We start from the raw sequence: 17183 nt of genomic DNA on the forward strand, positions 1-17183 counted from the left end.
TTCGTAATCCCCTTCAGGTCCTTACTCGCCCTCGACCCGCATGGTGCTGGCCACCCCGCGGACGGTGTCCAGCCGGCGCAGGGCCTCCACCGTGGCCGACAGAGCCGCGTCCGTGGCCCGGTGGGTGACCACGACGAGGGACGCCTCGCCGTCCTTGCCCTGCTGGCGGACGGTGTCGATGGACACGCCGTGCTCGGCGAAGACCGTGGCGACCTGCGCCAGGACGCCGGGCCGGTCGGCCACGTCGAGGCTGATGTGGTAGCGGGTGACGACGTCGCCCATCGGGCTCACCGGGAGCCGGGTGTAGGCGGATTCGCCGGGGCCGGTGGCCTCGGCGAGCCGGTTGCGGCAGACGGCGACGAGGTCGCCGAGGACCGCGGAGGCCGTGGGCGCGCCGCCCGCGCCGGGGCCGTAGAACATCAGCTGTCCCGCCGCCTCGGCCTCGACGAACACCGCGTTGTACGCCTCGCGCACGGAGGCCAGCGGGTGGCTGAGCGGGATCATCGCCGGGTGCACCCGGGCGGTGACCGACTGCCCGTCGGCGGCGCGCTCGCAGATGGCCAGCAGCTTGATGGTGCAACCCATCTTCTTCGCGGATGCGAAGTCCGCCGCGGTGACCTCGGTCATTCCCTCGCGATAGACGTCGTCGAGGCGGACGCGGGTGTGGAAGGCGATGCCGGCCAGGATGGCCGCCTTGGCGGCCGCGTCGTAGCCCTCGACGTCGGCGGTCGGGTCGGCCTCGGCGTAGCCGAGGGCGGTGGCCTCGTCGAGCGCCTCGGAGTAGCCGGCTCCGCTGGTGTCCATCCGGTCGAGGATGAAGTTGGTGGTGCCGTTGACGATGCCGAGGACGCGGTTGACCTTGTCACCGGCCATGGACTCGCGCAGCGGCCGGATCAGCGGGATGGCGCCGGCCACGGCGGCCTCGTAGTACAGGTCGACGCCCTGCTGCTCGGCGGCGGCGTGCAGGGCCGCGCCGTCCTGGGCCAGCAGCGCCTTGTTGGCGGAGACGACGCTCGCGCCGTGCTGGAAGGCGGTGGTGATCAGGGTGCGGGCGGGCTCGATGCCGCCGATGACCTCGACCACGACGTCGATGTCGCCCCGTTTGACCAGGGCGGTGGCATCGGTGGTGATGAGCTCGGCGGGCACCCCCGCGCGTACCCGGTCGGGGCGGCGGACGGCGATGCCGGCGAGCTCCACGGGGGCGCCGACGCGCTGCGCGAGGTCGTCGGCGTGCGTCGTCATGATGCGCGTCACCTCGGAGCCGACCACTCCACAGCCCAGCAGCGCCACTTTGAGCGGACGCGTACGCATCATGCGACCTCGTTTCTTCATACAAATAGGCGGTTACCAGTCTCACCCACTGGAAGGGAGATTCCCGCTCCGGTCCAGTATCCGAGACGTTTGTTCACATGGGTGTGCCCATGTGGTTCAGCCGACGTCCAGACGGAGGAGATCCTCCTCCGTCTCGCGCCGGACGATCACCCGCGCCGCGCCGTCGCGTACGGCGACGACCGGCGGGCGCAGTGCGTGGTTGTAGTTGCTGGCCATCGAGCGGCAGTAGGCGCCGGTGGCCGGCACGGCCAGCAGGTCGCCGGGCGCGACGTCGGCCGGCAGGAAGGCGTCCTTGACGACGATGTCGCCGCTCTCGCAGTGCTTGCCGACGACGCGCGTGAGCATCGGTTCGGCGGTGGAGGTGCGGGAGGCCAGCGCCACGGAGTACTCCGCGTCGTACAGCGCCGTACGGATGTTGTCCGACATGCCGCCGTCGACGCTCACATACGTCCGCAGGCCCGGCAGCTCCTTGACCGTGCCGACCTCGTACAGCGTGAAGGCCGTCGGGCCGACGACCGCGCGGCCCGGCTCCACGGAGATCCGCGGCACGGCCAGGCCTGCGGCCGCGCACTCGCGGGTGACGATGGCGCGCAGGGCGGTGGCGATCTCGTGCGGCTCGCGCGGGTCGTCGTCCGAGGTGTAGGCGATGCCGAGGCCGCCGCCGAGGTCGATCTCGGGCAGCTGGACGCCGTGCTCCTCGTGGATCTCCTTCAGCAGGCCGACGACGCGGTGGGCGGCGACCTCGAAGCCGGAGGTGTCGAAGATCTGCGAGCCGATGTGGGAGTGGATGCCCACCAGCTCGACCCCGTCCAGCTTCAGCGCCCGCCGCACGGCCTCCGCGGCCTGCCCGCCGGCCAGCGCCAGCCCGAACTTCTGGTCCTCGTGGGCGGTGGCGATGAACTCGTGGGTGTGCGCCTCCACGCCGACGGTCACCCGGATCTGCACCCGCTGCCGCCTGCCCGCGCGCTCGGCGATGTGCGCGACACGCGCCAGCTCCTGGAAGGAGTCGACGACGATCCGCCCGACGCCGGCCTCGACGGCACGGGTGATCTCCTCGGTGGACTTGTTGTTGCCGTGCAGGGCGATCCGCTCGGCGGGCATGCCGGCGTCGAGGGCGGTGACGAGCTCGCCGCCGGAGCAGACGTCGAGGTTCAGCCCTTCCTCGTACAGCCACCGCACGATGGCACGCGAAAGAAAGGCCTTGCCGGCGTAGAAGACGTCGGCATCGTCGCCGAAGGCGTCCCGCCAGGCGCGGCAGCGGGCGCGGAAGTCCTCCTCGTCGAGGAAGAAGGCGGGGGTGCCGAACTCCTCGGCCAGGTCGGTCACCCGCAGCCCGGCCACGGTGATCACGCCGTCGGCGTCCCGGGCGACGGTACGGGACCACACGCGGGCGTCGAGCGCGTTGAGGTCGGTGGGCGGCGGGCTGTAGTGGCCCTCGGGGAGGACGTCGGCGTAGCGGGGCCCGGCGGGGTGTGCGGAACGGCTCATGAGTGGTGTGTCCCCTCAGAGATGTGCGGGTGCGGAGATGCCGAGCTGGTGCAGGCCGTCGGCGAGCACCGCCCCCGTGGCCTCGGCGAGGGCCAGACGGGCACGGTGGACGGCCGAGGGTTTCTCCTCACCGCGGGGCAGGGTGTCGCACTCGGCCTGCCACCGCAGGAAGGCGTCGGCGATCCGCTCCAGGTGCCGGGCGAGCCGGTCGGCGTCGCGGGCGGCGGTGATGCGGGGGTGCTCACCGAGCTCGCCGATCAACGGCTGCGCACCGACATCACCGGTCTCCCCCGCCTCGCCGGCGAACCCGAGCAGGCCGGCGCCCCGCACCAGCGCGCACGTACGGGAGTGGGCGTAGCGCACGCGGAAGAGCGGGTTGGCCTCGCGCTGCACGAGCAGCAGCTCGCGGTCCAGGCCGGGCGGGCTGACCAGGGACCAGCGGGCGGCGTCGGCGCCCAGGCGCGCGACGAGCGCGGCGGACGGCGCGAGCGGCAGCGGCTCGGCGGCGGCAGTCGCCGCGGCGGCCCGCACGATGTCGGCCCCGCAGCCCCCGTGGAGCGTGATGTTGAGGAACCCGGGCCCGGCGACGTCGACGCGGGCGATCCCCGGGTGCCCGGCGAGCCGGTGCCGCAGCACTTCGGCGATCTGCAGGGCGGGTCGCCCACTGTCCTTGGCGAGCCGGAGGGCGACGTTGGTCGCGTAGTCCCCGCACCCCGGCCGCGGCGGCACGCGCACGGCGACCCGCTCGGGCACGACCGCGTCCAGCTCGTCGGCCTCGACGGCGCGACGCACGCTGTCCAGCACGGCGCAGGAAAGATCGGCGGGGGTCACAGGGCCAAGCCTAGGCGAGAGGGGGTACCCCGGAGCGAACCGGTTTCACCCAGCGGGACGGACCGGCTCCACATCCCCCGGCGCCACCGCCCCGTGCCACCCCGCGAGCCGCCGCACGACCCGCACCATCTCCGCGGGCTCGAACGGCTTGGCCAGGAACGCATCCACCCCGGCCGAGCGCCCGCCGTCCATCTCGGGCCGGGTGCAGGCGCTGATGAGAAGGATCGGTATGTCCCGCGTCCGTACGTCGCCCCGCAGCAACGCGGCCGTGCGCAGCCCGTCGAGCCGGGGCATCACCACATCCAGGGTCACCACGTCGGGACGCACCCGGTGCACGATCTCCAGGCACTCGGCACCATCGGCCGCGGTCACGACCTCGAACCCCTCCAGCTCGAGGTTGACCCTGATCAACTGCCGGATGACCTTGTTGTCGTCGACGACAAGGACCCGGCCGGACAAGCCAGGCACACCCCGAGCGTAGGCGCGCCCCCCGCCCCGCGTCCGGCGTTTCCCCACTTCCACCCCACCCGGGCGACCACCCCCACTTTTCGATCACGGTTGCAGCCCACCCGCCCCGAGCTGGTACTGTTCTACCCGTCGCCGGGCGCGAGAGCGCGAGGCGGACGACACGCCCCCGTAGCTCAGGGGATAGAGCAACGGCCTCCGGAGCCGTGTGCGCAGGTTCGAATCCTGCCGGGGGCACTTCCATGGAAGTGCCGAAGCCCCGGACTCAGCATCGCTGAGTCCGGGGCTTTGTCGTTCAGGGACTGGGGGGAGTTGCGATGGATTCCGCGTCGTTGACCGCGCGGCTGGACGAGGTGCGGGGCGGGGACTCGCGGGAGCTGGACCGGGTGTGCGAGGAGGCGGCACAGGAGCTGGTGGCGGCGGGGGTGGAGCCGCCGTTCGACGTGGCGTCGGCGGACTTCGCGGCCGATGCCCGGCTGATCTGTGCCGACCGGTACTGGCGGCTGCGGTTCCTGCGGGTGCCGGGCGTGCGCACCGCGGCGGCGTGTGCCGCCTGGCTGGGGAGCCATGTACCGGCCGGGGTGCGCACGGAGGTACGGGAGAAGTGGAGCCTGGGCTACGCCTTCATCACCAGGGACACGGTGGAGTCGGCCGCCGAACTCGCGGAGGCCACGGGGGAGATCGTGGCCCGGGACGCCGCCCCCGGCGACATCGCCTACTTCGCCACCCTGTACCACGCGGGAAAACTGCGCGCGAACTTCTGCTTCGACGAGCTCCACACGTTCCTCGAGTCGTCCCTGCTGGCCCTGGCGGCCGGCCCGCACCGCAGGGATCCGCTGTTCACGGCGCTGCGCGCGTTCGCCGCGTTCGGCAGCCGGGCGTTGGCGGCGGAGTACGCCACCGGGCTGCTGGACGAGGCGTGGGGGGCGGGCGCGCGGCGTACCCGGCACGTGGTGGACGTGTGCCTGAACGGCATCCACGCCGCCGCCCCCTTCGACGGCCAGGGCGAACTGCTGCGCTCGCGGGCGCAGGAGGCCGTCGCGGAGTACGCTGCGGACCACCTCTTCCGTTTCCGGCTGGCCTGCGGGCAGTACCTGTGCGGGTTGCACGACGAGGCGCTGGACAGTGTCGATCGGGCGCTGGCCCTCCTGCCGGCCGTCGGCAGCCGTGGCAGTCACCGGCTGCTCCAGGAGCAGTACCTGGGGTTGCGCACGACCGTGCTGGACGCCCGGCTGCGGGCCGGCCGGGAGGCGGAGTTCCAGCGCCGGCTGGAGGTGCGCGAGGCCGAGCACCGGCTGCGCTGGGAGCGGCTGGAGGCGGAGTTGCAGCAGGCGCGATCGTCGGCCGTGCGGGCGGTGGAACTCGTCGCCGTGTTCACGGCCGCGATCGCCTTCGCGGTGGGTTCCCTGCAGGTGACGCTGAACGGTGCGATCCCGCTGCGCGACCGGTTGTGGCTGATCACCGCCCTCGGCGCGGGCCTCGCCGTCTTCGCCCTCCTTGTCGTCGGCGGAACGTGGCTGATCACTCGTCCCGTCAGGCCTTCGGGAAGGCGAAGCCGTAACCTTCCGCCTTCAGCCAGGTGATGCAGCGGGAGAGGGCCTCGACGCTCTGGCTGCGGTCTCCGCCGCCGTCGTGGAAGAGGATGACGGGGCCGCCCGGGAGTTCGCGTTTGACGGTTTCGACGATGCGGTCGACGCCGGGGCGCTGCCAGTCGCGGGTGTCGACGCCCCAGCCGAGGGGGCGCATGCCGTTGTCGGCGGCGAGTTTGCGGCTGTACGGGGTGAAGGCGCCGCCCGGGGCGCGGTAGTAGGGGACGGCGGCGGTGCCGCCGGCCGCGGCTTCGATCATCTTCTTGGCGTCGAGGATCTGCTGCCTCTGGTAGTCCTCGGAGCGCTTGTCCATCGCCGTGTTGTGGTCGACGGAGTGGTCGCACAGGCGGTGGCCCTCGGCGACGACGCGCTTGACGAGGTCGGGGTGGGCGCTTGCCTGGGGGCCGATCATGCAGAAGGTGGCCTTCACGCCCTCGCGCTTGAGCAGGTCGAGGGTCATCGGCGTCCACTTGGGGTCGGGGCCGTCGTCGATGGTGAGGGCCACGGTGCGGCCGCCCGGCTCGGTCTCGTGGCTGATGTCGGCGGAGACCGGCCCGCTCGTGGTGGGCGGGGCGGAAGTGGGCGGTGTGCTGTCGGCGCGCGGCGGGAGCCGGGAGGCTCGTGCGGTGCCCTGGTGGCCGCCGTGGCCCTCGGTGGCGACGGCGACGGAACCTGATATCACTCCGGCGAGAGCCAGCACTCCCCCCGCCGCGATCACGAAGTGCCTCCTACGGGCGGACAGTCGGGTCATGGTGTCCCCCACCCCCTCGTGCACGTACCTGAGTTCTGCCCGCCTAAGACGGCGATGTACCCCAAAGCGTTCCCTAACGCGCCATCGCTCACAGAACTCAGACAAGTAAGGCGCAAACCTTGCGCAATTTCCCCCGTTGCCCCACCGTCGTTACGCTTCCGCGATCGTTTGCGCCACCTCCGACGCGCGGGCCTCCTCCTCGGCGGCGAAGCGGTGGGCGTCGAGCTGTTCGGCGATCTCCTCGTCCTGGGCCATGAGTCCGTCGAGGTTGGCGTCGCCCATCTCGAAGACGCCCATGTCCGCATAGGCACGCTGGAGTCGTTCGCCCCACAGGCCGATGTCCTTCACACACGGCACGATGCGACTGAAGAGCAACTTGCGGAAGATCTGTAGGTATTCGGAGCGCTCGCTCAGTTCGGCGGCCTCGGCGGCCGGGATGCCGAAATCGGCCAGCACCTCCTCGCCGCGCAGCCGGTCGCGCATGAGGTAGCAGCCCTCGATGACGAACTCCTCGCGTTCGCGCCGCTCGGCGTCCGTCAGCTGCCGGTAGTAGTCGCGCAGGGCCATGCGACCGAAGGCGACGTGACGCGCCTCGTCCTGCATGACGTACGCGAGGATCTGCTTGGGCAGCGGCTTTTCGGTCGAGTCCCGCAACATGCCGAAGGCCGCCAGCGCCAGGCCCTCGATCAGGACCTGCATCCCCAGGCAGGGCATGTCCCAGCGGGAGTCGCGCAGAGTGTCCTCCAGCAGCGACTGCAGGTTGGGGTTGACCGGGTAGAGCATGCCGATCTTCTCGTGCAGGAAGCGGCTGTAGATCTCCACGTGCCGCGCCTCGTCCATGGCCTGGGTGGCGGAGTAGAACTTCGCATCCAGGTCGGGCACGGCCTCGACGATGCGCGTCGCGCACACCAGCGCTCCCTGCTCACCGTGCAGGAACTGGCTGAACTGCCAGGAGGCGTAGTGCCGGCGCAGATCGCGCTTGTTCTGCTCGCTCATCCTGTCCCAGTACGGCGTACCGAAGACGGTGAGGTTCTCGTCCGGGACGCCGAGCGGGTCGTAGGGGTCGACCTCGGTGTCCCAGGCGATGCGCTTGGTCGCATCCCACTGTTTGTCCTTGCCCTTCTGGTACAGGGCCAGGAGCCGTGCGCGTCCCTCGTCGTAGTCCCAGCTGAAACGGGCGGCGCCGCTCGCCGGCACTTCCCAGACGGGTCCGGCGGGCGGGTGGGTGTACAGCTCGTGCGTCATGGCCGATGCCTCCCGAGTCGTCAGCGTCTGCGGGGTCTTCTGCAGGCTCACACGCGTGCCGTGCGGGGGTCAATGAGCCGGCCCGCGTGGCTCGCAAGGGGCTCGCAAGGGGCTCACAAGGGGCTTGACTGCGCTTACTGACAAGCAGTCTCATAAGAACCTACCGTCGGTAACTCGAAGACCAGATCGATGACTTCGCATTCGAAGGAATGCGCATTCGAATGAAGGGGGAAGCCGCCATGACGACCGCGCCCGACCGGCACCACGACGCGTTCGGACCCCTCAAGGACCGCGAGCGCGTCGCCGAGCGGTTGCTCGAGTCCTCCGCCCGGCACTCCTTCGACCCCGACACCGAGCTCGACTGGGACGCGCCGTTCGAGCCGGGCCTGTGGTTCTGCCCGCCGGAGCTGGTCTCCCTCTACGGCACCCCGCTGTGGCGGCGGATGCCCGAGGAGCAGCGCATCGAGCTGTCCCGGCACGAGATCGCCTCGCTCGCCTCGCTCGGCATCTGGTTCGAGATCATCCTGATGCAGCTGCTGGTCCGGCACATCTACGACAAGCCCGTCACCAGCGCCCACGTCGGGTACGCGCTCACCGAGATAGCCGACGAGTGCCGGCACTCCAAGATGTTCGCCCGGATGATCCGCACACTGGGCACGCCCACGTATCCGGTCTCCCGGCGCCACCACAACCTCGCCCGCGTCCTGAAGACCGTCTCCACCACCCCGGGTTCGTTCACGTGCACGCTGCTCGGCGAGGAGATCCTCGACCACATGCAGCGCCTGACGTTCCCCGACGCGCGCGTCCAGCCGCTCGTGCGCGGCGTCACGCGCATCCACGTCGTGGAGGAGGCCCGGCACGTGCGGTACGCGCGCGAGGAGCTGCGGCGGCAGATGGCGCACTGCCCGCGGTGGGAGGCGCACCTGACGCGGGTGAGCGCGGGCGAGGCGGCCCGCGTCTTCTCGGTGGCCTTCATCAACCCGCGCGTGTACACGGAGGTGGGCCTGAACCGCCACGAGGCCGTCGCCCAGGTCAAGGCCAGCGCCCACCGCCGCGAGGTGATGCAGGCGGGCGCGAAGCGCCTGACGGACTTCCTCGACGAGATCGGCCTGCTGCGCGGCGCCGGCGGCCGCCTGTGGCGCAGCTCCGGGCTGCTGGCCTGAGCCCGCGGCCGGGGCCGTGCGCCCTGCAGGTCAGGAGGGGACGGCCGTTACCCTGCCGTCCATGACCGGCAGCGGCACCGCCTCCTACCGCAGGCTCAGCGTCTCCGAACGCCGGGCCCAGCTCATCGCGACGGCCCTGGCGCTGTTCGCCCACCGGGCCCCCGAGGACGTCTCGCTCGACGAGGTCGCGGCTGCCGCGCGCGTCTCCCGGCCGCTGGTCTACCGCTATTTCCCCGGCGGCAAGCAGCAGTTGTACGAGGCGGCCCTGCGCAGTGCCGCCGACGATCTGGAACTGTGCTTCGCCGAGCCGGAGGCGGGGCCGCTGTCCGGGCGGCTGGGGGCGGTGTTGGACCGCTACCTCGCCTTCGTCGACGAGCACGACGCGGGTTTCAGTGCGCTGCTGCGGGGCGGCAGCGTCGCCGAGACGTCGGGTACGGGCCGTACGGGAGCCATCGTCGACGAGGTGCGCCGGGCCGCGGCGGCGCAGATCCTCAAGCACCTGTCGGTGCCCGACCCGGGCGTACGGCTGCGCCTGATGGTGCGCACATGGATCGCGACGGTCGAGGTCGCGTCCCTGACGTGGCTGGACGAGGGCAAGCTGCCGCCGCGGGGCGAGCTGCGGGACTGGCTGGTGGAGCAGTTCGTGGCGCTGCTGCTGACGACCGGTGCGGGGGACGCGCAGACGGGCGAGGTGGCCCGGGCGGCGCTGGCGGCGGAACCGGCCGAGGGCCCGGTCGGCGACCTCGCCCGGCGGCTGGCGCCGCTGGTCGGGGAGGCCGGTCACCTGCACTGACGGGGATCAGGGGGCAGACTGGGGGCGTGAGAAGCGAGAAGACCCTCTTCGAGGGCGGGCCCCTGGACGGCCGGGTACTGGACGTCCTCGTCGGCCTGAACGGGCTGCCGCCGAAGACGTACGAGGTGCCGGTGCCGGCCGTGGAGCCGGGCACGGCGCCGGTCGTGCTGGTCTACCGGCGGGTGCCGGCGGCCACGACGCGCCGGCTGGGCCTGCCGAAGGGGTGGAAGTACGCGTACGACCCGGAGGGCCGGCCCGGTCCGGGGCTGCGGCTGCCGTGGGGCAGGCCGGGCGGGGCGCCCGGGACGCGTCCGCCGGAGTGAAGGGTCCGCCCGACCCGACACTGCGCTCTTATTAGTCATACCGGACATGGCAAGATCCTCCTGCGGCGTGCGGGATGCCCGCCCACGCCCGTGCCCGGAGGTGAACCAGTGTCAGGACGCATCGTGCGCATCGTGCGCATCGTGTGCACGGCGGTGCTGCTGGCGAGCACGCTGCTCGCCGGGCCGGCGCCGGTGGCCGGCGCGGCGCCCGCCGATCCCCCCGGGCAGCCGGTCAGTTCCCTGCTGAACCGGCTGCGGACGCTGTACCGGCAGGCCGAGGAGGCCTCCGAGGCGTACAACGCCACCGACGACAAGCTCAAGCGGCAGCGCGCCGAGGTCGACAAGCTCAACGAGCAGCTCGCCGACGCCCGCGTCGCGCTGACCTCCAGCCGCGAGGACGTGGGCCGGATCGCCCGGGAGCAGTACCGGGGCACCACGGGGGGCATCTCGCCGTACATGGACTTCCTGCTCAGCCGCGACCCCCAGCAGGCCGCCGACCGCTCCCACGCCATCCGGCGGGCGGCCGGCCACCGGGCCCTGGCCGTCGAGCGGCTGACGCAGGACGAGCAGCAGTCCGCCACCCTCGCCTCGAAGGCCCGCAAGGCGCTCGACATCCAGCAGACCCTGGCCGCCACGCAGGCGCAGCAGCGCGACACCGTCCGCAAACGGCTGGGCGAGGTCGAGCGGCTGCTGGCCTCGCTCACCCCGGACCAGCTCGCCGAGCTGCGCACCCTGGAGGCGCGCGACGTCGGTGACGCCCAGCGCCGGCTGCTGGCGTCCGGCGCGCTCGGCGGGCCCCAGGCCCCCTCGCGCGCCGGCGGCCTGGCGGTGCAGTACGCGCTGGCGCAGGTCGGCAAGCCGTACGTGTGGGGCGCGGCCGGCCCGGACTCCTTCGACTGCTCCGGGCTCACGTCGCAGGCCTGGGCCCACGCGGGCAACCCGATACCGCGCACCAGCCAGGAGCAGTGGCAGGCACTGCGCCGCATACCGCTGAGCCGGCTGCGGCCCGGTGATCTGGTGCTGTACTTCGAGGGCGCCACGCACGGGCGACGTCGTCAAGGTCTCCCCCCTCGCCTCCAATCCGCTGCTGGGCGCCGTGCGCCCGGACGTCTAGGTCGTGTCCGGCGGATCTTCGTCACGCGCCACCACGGCGCCCCGTCAGGGGCGCGGGGCGTTGTTGATCTGCGGCTGCCGCCGCGTGGGCGCGACACGGCACCCTGCCTGCGGGCGCGCGGTGGCTTGTCGCGCAGTTCCCCGCGCCCCTTCGGGGCGCCCGTGGGCTGGTGCAGTGCCCCGTCAGGGGCGCGGGGAACTGCGCGATCGGCCACGACGCACCCGCACCGGGAGCGCCCGCGCGGCGGCAGCCGCGGATCGGCACGGCCCCGCGCCCCTACGGGGCGCCCTGGCCCGCCGCGGCGCGGGCCACGTAGGCCTCGGCCCTGGCCGCGTCGAAGAAGTAGTCGTCGAAGTCGGAGGGGTCGTCGAAGCCGTTGGCGAACCGGTCGGCCACCGGCTGCACGCCGGCCGCCGCGCCGATCAGGGCGCGCACGTGCGGCTGCTGGGGGGCGAGCATCGTGTTCGTCCAGCGGGTGGCGTGCCGGGCCGAGGACCAGTACCGCTCGAAGGCCGTGCGCATCCAGTCCGCGTCGAACGGCTCCTCGCCGCGCTCCAGGATCGAGGCGAGGTAGGAGGTGGCGCACTTGGCGGCGCAGTTGGCGCCCTGGCCGGTGAGCGGGTCGTTGACGACGACGGCGTCCCCGGCGCCCAGCACCAAGCCGCCGGAGGGCAGGCGGCCGACCGGGTCGCGGACGACGGGGGTGTAGCGCCCGGCCAGGGCCGCACCGGCGTCGGTGGGCTCGACGGCGGTGGCCCGCCCGTACTCCCACGGCACGAACCGCTCCAGCAGCTCCAGGGTCAGCGCCAGGTGTTCGCGCGGCCCGCAGGCTCCGGTGAAGGCGTCGACGGGCCCGCCGGGGACGCCCTCCCAGAAGAGGATGTCGGCACGGCCGGAGGTGGTGAGCGCGGGGATGACCCACAGCTCGCCGACGCCGGGCACCAGGCTCCAGCGCGCCGCCTCGCCGGCCGGGTGCCCCTCGTGCGGGCCGAGGCCGTGCACGTACACCAGGGCCAGGCAGCGCTGCGGCGTGGTGTACGGGGAGCGGGCGGGGTCGCGGCCGAAGAGCGAGACGATCTCGCCCTTGCCCGCGGCGACGACCACCAGGTCGTAGCGGGGGGCGAGGAAGTCGAGGTCGGAGACGGTCGCGCTGTGCACGACGACGCGGCCGCCGCGCTCGGCGAAGGCGTCCAGCCAGCCGGCCATCTTCACGCGCTGGTCGACCGACTGGGCAGGGCCGTCGAGCCGGCCCGTCCAGTCGACGGGCCGCTGCACCCCGGGCACGCCGGGGGCCGTGCCGGCCACGGACACCCCCAGGGCCCCGACGCGGGGGGCGAGGCCCTCCCAGAAGTTCAGGCCCAGCTCGCGCTCGTAGCGCAGGGCCGTGCGGAACATCATCTGGGTGGACATCACCCGCCCGGTACGGATCTCCTCGGCGCTGCGGTTCGCCATGACGGTGACGTCGTAGCCCTTGGCCTGCAGGCCGAGGGCGAGTTGGAGGCCCGCCTGGCCGGCGCCCACTATGAGGATCCGTCGCACCGCCGGCTCAGCTCCGCTCCGCTGTGGTGGCCCGGGCGCCGGCCGGCGCGGCCGGGCCGGGGCTCAGGGCGAGGGCCCGGCGCACGAGGGTGACCAGCGTGTCGACGACGGAGATCCGCCGCCGGGCGTCCATGGCGAGGACGGGGACGTCCGGGGCGAGGGCGAGGGCCTCGCGCATCTCCTCGGGGGCGTGCCGGGGCGCGTCGTCGAAGTGGTTGACGGCGACGACGTACGGCAGGGCGCAGCTCTCGAAGTAGTCGAGGGCCGGGAAGCAGTCGGCCAGGCGCCGGGTGTCGGCCAGCACGACGGCGCCGATCGCCCCGCGCACCAGGTCGTCCCACATGAACCAGAAGCGCTGCTGCCCGGGGGTGCCGAACAGGTAGAGCACGAGGTCGGATTCCAGGGTGATCCGGCCGAAGTCCATGGCGACGGTGGTCGTCGCCTTCTGCGGCACGGCGGTGACGTCGTCCAGGCCCTCGGCGGCGGCCGTCATGAGGGCCTCGGTGCGCAAGGGGGTGATCTCGGAGACCGAGCCGACGAAGGTGGTCTTGCCGACGCCGAAGCCGCCCGCGATCACGATCTTGGTGACGGCGGGGGCGCGGCTGAGGTCGGTCTGCCAGCTCGGCGTCCGCCCGGCGGCGAGGCCGGTGACGGGGCCGGTGGCGCCCCGGCCGGTGTGCTCCCCGGTGTCAGAGGCTGCGAAGTCCACTCAACACCCTTTCGAGCAGTGCGCGGTCGGGCCGTCCGGTGACGTGACCGGTGCCGTAGACGCGGATCCTTCCCTGTTCGGCGAGGTCGGCGAGGAGGAGACGGACGACGCCCAGCGGCATCTTCAGCAGGGCGGCGACCTCGGCGACCGAGCGCAGCCGGCGGCACAGCCCGAGCACGGCCCGCACCTCGGGCAGCAGCCGGGCGGCCAGCCCGCCGCCGGTGCCGGGGGCGCCGTCGCCGCCGTCCGGCGCGGCCACGAACGTCTCCAGCAGCAGCACGTGCCCGCAGTGGGTGCGCCCGCCGGTCAGCGAGTACGGGCGGACGCGGGCCGTCCTGCGCGGGGGCACGGGGCCCGCGGGGGCGCACAGGGCGGGGGCGGTCATGTGCCGGCCTCCACCGACTTGCGCAGCTCCCTGCGGAGTTCGGGCGTCAGGACGTGTCCGGCCCGGCCGACGAAGAGGGCCATGTGGTAGGCCACAACGGCCATGTCGCAGTCGGGCGTGGTGTGGACGCCGAGGAGCGAGCCGTCGCTGATGGTCATGACGAACAGCCCGCCGCCGTCCATGGCGACCATGGTCTGCTTGACCGGGCCGCCGTCCATCAGGGCCGCCGCGCCGGTGGTCAGACTGCCCAGGCCGGCGACGATGGTGGCCAGGTCGGCGGTCGAACCGCGCGGCCCGTACGACGGGCCGGGGAGCTGGCCGGGATGCTGGCCGGGCGCCTGGTCGTGCTGCTGCCCGTACGGGGCGGCGGCCCGGTCGTCGGGGGACGACGAGAGCAGCAGCAGGCCGTCGGAGGAGACCACGGCGACCGATCGCACGCCGGGCACCTCCTCGACCAGGTCGGTCAGCAGCCAGTGCAGGCTGCGGGCCTCGTCGCTCAGGGCCAGGGCCGGGATCCCGGCGCGGCCCGCGGTGGTGCGGGCCGTGGTGCCGCCCGTGGTGCAGGTGGGGGTGACGGGCGTCGCCCCCTGGGAAAATGCAGTCAACCGCGTGCCTCCTCGACAGTGCCGCCCTCGTCCGGTGCCCCCGCTCGTCCCCGATCAGTACCACGATCGGCGATGCCGTGATCACGGCGCGTCAACCCCGGTGCCACCTCCGTCGCCCACTCCTCCTCGGCGTCCCGGCGCCCCTCGCGCGCGCCCTGCTGGAAGCCGGCGAGCTTGCGGCGCAGGGCCTCGGGGTCGACGCCCTGCCGCACGCTCAGCGGAACGGGCTTCTGGGCGACGACCCTGGGGGTACGCCGCGGCAGACCCGTACCGGTGACGCCGGGAGCGGCCGGCGACGCGTGCCGGGGCTCGGGCTGCAGCCGGGAGTCGGGGTGCGGCGGGGGCGGCACGACGGGCCGGTGGCCCGGGTGGCCGTACTCGGGGGGTGAGGTGTGGGTGACGTACGGGGAGTGGGCGGTGGGGTGGGGGGAGTGCGCCGGGTGCGGCTGCGCGGCGGGCCGGTGCGCGGCCTCCGGCGGTACGGGCTTGCGAATGGTGGTCAGCTGGATGGTCTGCTCGTCCTGGTGGGCCCACGGGGCCGCACGACGCGGCCCGGGCACGGACGGTCGCTGGGGGGAACGCCCCTGGAGGACGTGGGAGTTGACCTCGGCGGCGGCCCCGGGCAGGTCGGTGGGCGGCCCGGTGCGGGCCGCACCGGGGACGGGTGGCGCGGCCGCCGGGTCGCTCATCGCGGGCGGCTCGGCGGGCAGCAGCCGGCCGGGCAGGACCACGACGGCGGTGATGCCGCCGGGCCGCTGCTCGCGGAGCTGGACGCGGACGCCGTGCCGGGCGGCGAGCCGGGCCGCGACGTACAGGCCGAGGCCCATGACGGGCTCGTCGTGACCACCCGGGACCTCGGCGCCCGGCCCGGAACCCGCCTGGGTCAGGCGGGCGTTGAGCTCGTCCAGGCGCTCGGGCGCCATGCCGATGCCCTCGTCCTGGACGGAGAGCATCACCTCCCCGTTCTCCAGCAGCCAGCCGGAGACCTGGACCTGGACGTCGGGCGGGGAGAAGGCGGTGGCGTTCTCCAGGAGCTCGGCGACCAGGTGGCTGATGTCGTCGGCGGCGAAGCCGGCGACCTGGGCGCGGGCGGGCAGGGAGTGGATGCGCACCCTTTCGTACCGGTCGATCTCGCTGACGGCCGCGCGCAGCACGTCCAGCAGCGGGACGGGGGCGGCGTGGCCGCCGGGGTGCTCGGCACCGGCGAGGGTGAGCAGATTCTCGTTGTAGCGGCGCATGCGGGTGGCGAGGTGGTCGAGCGTGAAGAGCACCTCCAGCCGGTCGGGGTCGGCTTCGTGGGCCTCCATGGACTCGATGACGGTCAGCTGACGCTCGACGAGGCCGAGGGTGCGCCGGGACAGGCCGACGAAGGTGGCGTGCACCCGGCCGGAGAGCCCGGTCATGCGCTCGTCGAGCTCGTGGCAGCGCTCGCGCAGCGCGTCGCGCTCCTCGGCCAGGTCCTGGCGGGCGACGTCGAGGCGGTTGCGCTCGCCCTCCAGGAGGGCGATGCGCTCGCGCAGCCGCACGACGGTGCCGTGCAGGACGTTGACGGAGCGGCCGATCTCGGCGAACTCGTCGTCGCGGCCACGGAAGGAGACCGGCTCGCGGGCCCCCGGCTCGGCGCACAGGCGGCGCGCCCCGAGGCGCAGCGCGGCCAGCGGCCGGGTGACGGAGCGGGCCGACTGCACCCCCGTGACCACGGCGAGCAGGAAGGCCAGCACGGCGAGTGTGCAGCGCACCTGCAGGGCGGTCGCGTCGCGGTCGCGCAGGGCCCCGAGCCGGGCCATCTCCTCGGTGGCAAGGGTCGATTCCAGGCCGCGCAGCTGCTCCAGGCGGGCGGTGAGCTGGGCCCGCACGGGGCCGGGCCGCTCCAGCTCGGCCGGCGCGGGCTGGGGCCGCTCGGGGAGCCGGTCGAGGCGGGCCTCCGCCGCGGCGGTCTGCGGCCCGGCGACCGTGCGGGCGTACTCGGCGCGCAGGGCGGCCGGGGCGAGCCGGCGGAAGTCGGCGAGGGCGGCCTGCTCCCGCAGCCGTTGCTGCAGGGCGGCCTGGCCGTAGCCGGGCTGGGTGCCGTGGGCGGCCAGGGCGGCGGTGAACAGGGCCCGGGTGGCGGACGCCGCCTCGCCGGCGCGGCCGAGCGCGGGCAGGGCCGTGGCCTCGGCCGATCGGGCACGCGCCGGCAGCCGCTGGACGACATCGGCCTCGGCGTCGTGCAGCGCCTGGACGGTGGCGGTGTACGCGGTGAAGACGCCGAGCGCGTCGCCGGGGCCGGCCAGGGCACGGCGGCGCAGCTCGGGCAGGCCGGCCAGGCGGTGACGCAGGGCGGCGGGCGCGCCGGGGCCGAACTCCTGGATCTGCCGGTCGACGCGGGCGCGTTGCTCCTCGGAGGCGGCCACCGGCACGGGCGCGCCGGAGCGGCCGCCCGCGACGAACTCGGTCATGGCGTCGCGCTCGTCGGCAAGGGAGTGGGCGAGGGCGACCGCGCCGCTGCCGGTGGTGGCGCCGGCGGCGAGGTCGCGGGAGTCGGCGAGGTCACGTATGGCGTCCGCGATGCCGAAGGCGCCCGCGCCGAGGGCGGCGAGGGAGACGACGGCCACGGAGGCGATGAGCCGATTGCGTACGCGGGCGGTGCGCTCGGGCACTGCCGTGGTCTGCTGTTCGCGCTGGCCGCCGCGAAGTCGCTTCTTCCGCACCGGTGCTCGCAATCTGCTCTCGTCGTCCGGCGCACCGCCGACTGACCCTGACCGATCTGACCCCTGTCGGGTGTCACCCACCGCATCCCCCCGGCAAGTGCCCCCACTACATCAACAGCGCGGCGCGCCGGAAGGATGCGCGTCGAAGGGCACGGAAATTC

Annotated in this window: 15 protein-coding genes, 1 tRNA gene and 1 pseudogene; 6 read left to right on the forward strand and 11 right to left on the reverse strand. The window is 73.6% G+C overall.

Annotated elements, in window-relative coordinates; translation table 11 throughout:
• Window positions 1-21 precede the first annotated feature (21 nt).
• The 4 genes from AB0K17_RS00450 to AB0K17_RS00465 all read right to left on the reverse strand — a co-directional run bounded on the left by AB0K17_RS00450 (window position 22) and on the right by AB0K17_RS00465 (window position 4167).
• Window positions 22-1314 (reverse strand): homoserine dehydrogenase, encoded by a 1293-nt coding sequence (locus tag AB0K17_RS00450; RefSeq protein ID WP_365965230.1) that lies wholly within the window; start codon window positions 1312-1314, stop codon window positions 22-24.
• A gap of 114 nt (window positions 1315-1428) precedes the next feature.
• Window positions 1429-2820 carry a diaminopimelate decarboxylase gene (lysA, locus tag AB0K17_RS00455; protein ID WP_365965231.1) on the reverse strand — a complete coding sequence of 464 codons (1392 nt, stop codon included), beginning with the start codon at window positions 2818-2820 and terminating at the stop codon, window positions 1429-1431.
• Window positions 2821-2835: 15 nt separating this feature from the next.
• Window positions 2836-3651: an ArgS-related anticodon-binding protein NrtL gene (gene nrtL, locus AB0K17_RS00460; protein WP_365965232.1), complete on the reverse strand. Its 816-nt coding sequence runs from the start codon at window positions 3649-3651 to the stop codon at window positions 2836-2838.
• A 45-nt stretch (window positions 3652-3696) separates the two neighbouring features.
• Window positions 3697-4167 carry a response regulator gene (locus tag AB0K17_RS00465; RefSeq protein WP_365965233.1) on the reverse strand — a complete coding sequence of 157 codons (471 nt, stop codon included), beginning with the start codon at window positions 4165-4167 and terminating at the stop codon, window positions 3697-3699.
• A 114-nt stretch (window positions 4168-4281) separates the two neighbouring features.
• Here AB0K17_RS00465 and AB0K17_RS00470 point away from each other — a divergent pair.
• Window positions 4282-4353: transfer RNA gene (locus AB0K17_RS00470), tRNA-Arg, on the forward strand.
• 80 nt (window positions 4354-4433) lie between these two features.
• On the forward strand, window positions 4434-5699 hold the full coding sequence (locus tag AB0K17_RS00475) for a hypothetical protein (RefSeq protein WP_365965234.1): 1266 nt from the start codon (window positions 4434-4436) through the stop codon (window positions 5697-5699).
• Here AB0K17_RS00475 and AB0K17_RS00480 read toward each other — a convergent pair.
• Both AB0K17_RS00480 and AB0K17_RS00485 read right to left on the reverse strand, forming a co-directional pair.
• Window positions 5650-6456, reverse strand: a complete 807-nt coding sequence (locus tag AB0K17_RS00480; RefSeq protein WP_365965235.1) for a polysaccharide deacetylase family protein — start codon at window positions 6454-6456, stop codon at window positions 5650-5652. The two genes, AB0K17_RS00475 and AB0K17_RS00480, sit on opposite strands and share 50 nt — an antisense overlap.
• Window positions 6457-6606: 150 nt before the next feature.
• Window positions 6607-7701 (reverse strand): diiron oxygenase, encoded by a 1095-nt coding sequence (locus tag AB0K17_RS00485; RefSeq protein WP_365965236.1) that lies wholly within the window; start codon window positions 7699-7701, stop codon window positions 6607-6609.
• Between the two features lie 239 nt (window positions 7702-7940).
• Between AB0K17_RS00485 and AB0K17_RS00490 the strand changes: the two genes are divergently transcribed.
• The 4 genes and pseudogenes from AB0K17_RS00490 to AB0K17_RS00505 form a co-directional block, all read left to right on the forward strand.
• The gene (locus AB0K17_RS00490) at window positions 7941-8864 is read left to right on the forward strand and encodes a diiron oxygenase (RefSeq protein WP_365965237.1); all 924 of its coding nucleotides are present in this window, start codon (window positions 7941-7943) and stop codon (window positions 8862-8864) included.
• 61 nt (window positions 8865-8925) lie between these two features.
• Window positions 8926-9657 (forward strand): TetR/AcrR family transcriptional regulator, encoded by a 732-nt coding sequence (locus AB0K17_RS00495; RefSeq protein WP_365965238.1) that lies wholly within the window; start codon window positions 8926-8928, stop codon window positions 9655-9657.
• 26 nt (window positions 9658-9683) lie between these two features.
• Window positions 9684-9980 (forward strand): hypothetical protein, encoded by a 297-nt coding sequence (locus tag AB0K17_RS00500; protein ID WP_365965239.1) that lies wholly within the window; start codon window positions 9684-9686, stop codon window positions 9978-9980.
• A gap of 456 nt (window positions 9981-10436) precedes the next feature.
• A pseudogene (locus AB0K17_RS00505) lies at window positions 10437-10952 on the forward strand (NlpC/P60 family protein); the annotation flags it as partial.
• Window positions 10953-11370: 418 nt separating this feature from the next.
• Here AB0K17_RS00505 and AB0K17_RS00510 read toward each other — a convergent pair.
• The 5 genes from AB0K17_RS00510 to AB0K17_RS00530 all read right to left on the reverse strand — a co-directional run bounded on the left by AB0K17_RS00510 (window position 11371) and on the right by AB0K17_RS00530 (window position 17022).
• Complete coding sequence (locus AB0K17_RS00510; RefSeq protein WP_365981657.1) at window positions 11371-12633, reverse strand: styrene monooxygenase/indole monooxygenase family protein; 1263 nt, start codon at window positions 12631-12633, stop codon at window positions 11371-11373.
• A gap of 7 nt (window positions 12634-12640) precedes the next feature.
• Entirely contained in the window at window positions 12641-13342 is a 702-nt protein-coding gene (locus AB0K17_RS00515; RefSeq protein ID WP_365981658.1) for an ATP/GTP-binding protein, read from the reverse strand.
• The gene (locus tag AB0K17_RS00520; protein WP_365965243.1) at window positions 13323-13727 is read right to left on the reverse strand and encodes a DUF742 domain-containing protein; all 405 of its coding nucleotides are present in this window, start codon (window positions 13725-13727) and stop codon (window positions 13323-13325) included. The genes AB0K17_RS00515 and AB0K17_RS00520 overlap by 20 nt, the downstream gene beginning before the upstream one ends.
• A complete protein-coding gene (locus tag AB0K17_RS00525; RefSeq protein WP_365965355.1) occupies window positions 13724-14227 on the reverse strand; it encodes a roadblock/LC7 domain-containing protein in 504 nt (167 codons plus the stop codon). Before AB0K17_RS00525 ends, AB0K17_RS00520 begins: the two co-directional genes overlap by 4 nt.
• 101 nt (window positions 14228-14328) lie before the next feature.
• Complete coding sequence (locus AB0K17_RS00530; protein ID WP_365965244.1) at window positions 14329-17022, reverse strand: nitrate- and nitrite sensing domain-containing protein; 2694 nt, start codon at window positions 17020-17022, stop codon at window positions 14329-14331.
• Window positions 17023-17183 lie beyond the last annotated feature (161 nt).

This window comes from Streptomyces sp. NPDC049585 (genome assembly GCF_040675615.1).
In the GTDB taxonomy this organism is placed as follows: Bacteria; Actinomycetota; Actinomycetes; order Streptomycetales; family Streptomycetaceae; genus Streptomyces; species Streptomyces luteosporeus.

What these genes read in the sequence shown, in the direction of transcription:
- AB0K17_RS00495 (WP_365965238.1), top strand. Translation starts at nt 8,926, where the DNA reads ATGACCGGCAGCGGCACCGCCTCCTACCGCAGGCTCAGCGTCTCCGAA.
- AB0K17_RS00475 (WP_365965234.1), top strand. Translation starts at nt 4,434, where the DNA reads ATGGATTCCGCGTCGTTGACCGCGCGGCTGGACGAGGTGCGGGGCGGG.
- AB0K17_RS00450 (WP_365965230.1), bottom strand. Translation starts at nt 1,314, where the DNA reads ATGATGCGTACGCGTCCGCTCAAAGTGGCGCTGCTGGGCTGTGGAGTG.
- lysA (WP_365965231.1), bottom strand. Translation starts at nt 2,820, where the DNA reads ATGAGCCGTTCCGCACACCCCGCCGGGCCCCGCTACGCCGACGTCCTC.
- AB0K17_RS00490 (WP_365965237.1), top strand. Translation starts at nt 7,941, where the DNA reads ATGACGACCGCGCCCGACCGGCACCACGACGCGTTCGGACCCCTCAAG.
- AB0K17_RS00480 (WP_365965235.1), bottom strand. Translation starts at nt 6,456, where the DNA reads ATGACCCGACTGTCCGCCCGTAGGAGGCACTTCGTGATCGCGGCGGGG.
- AB0K17_RS00485 (WP_365965236.1), bottom strand. Translation starts at nt 7,701, where the DNA reads ATGACGCACGAGCTGTACACCCACCCGCCCGCCGGACCCGTCTGGGAA.
- AB0K17_RS00520 (WP_365965243.1), bottom strand. Translation starts at nt 13,727, where the DNA reads ATGACCGCCCCCGCCCTGTGCGCCCCCGCGGGCCCCGTGCCCCCGCGC.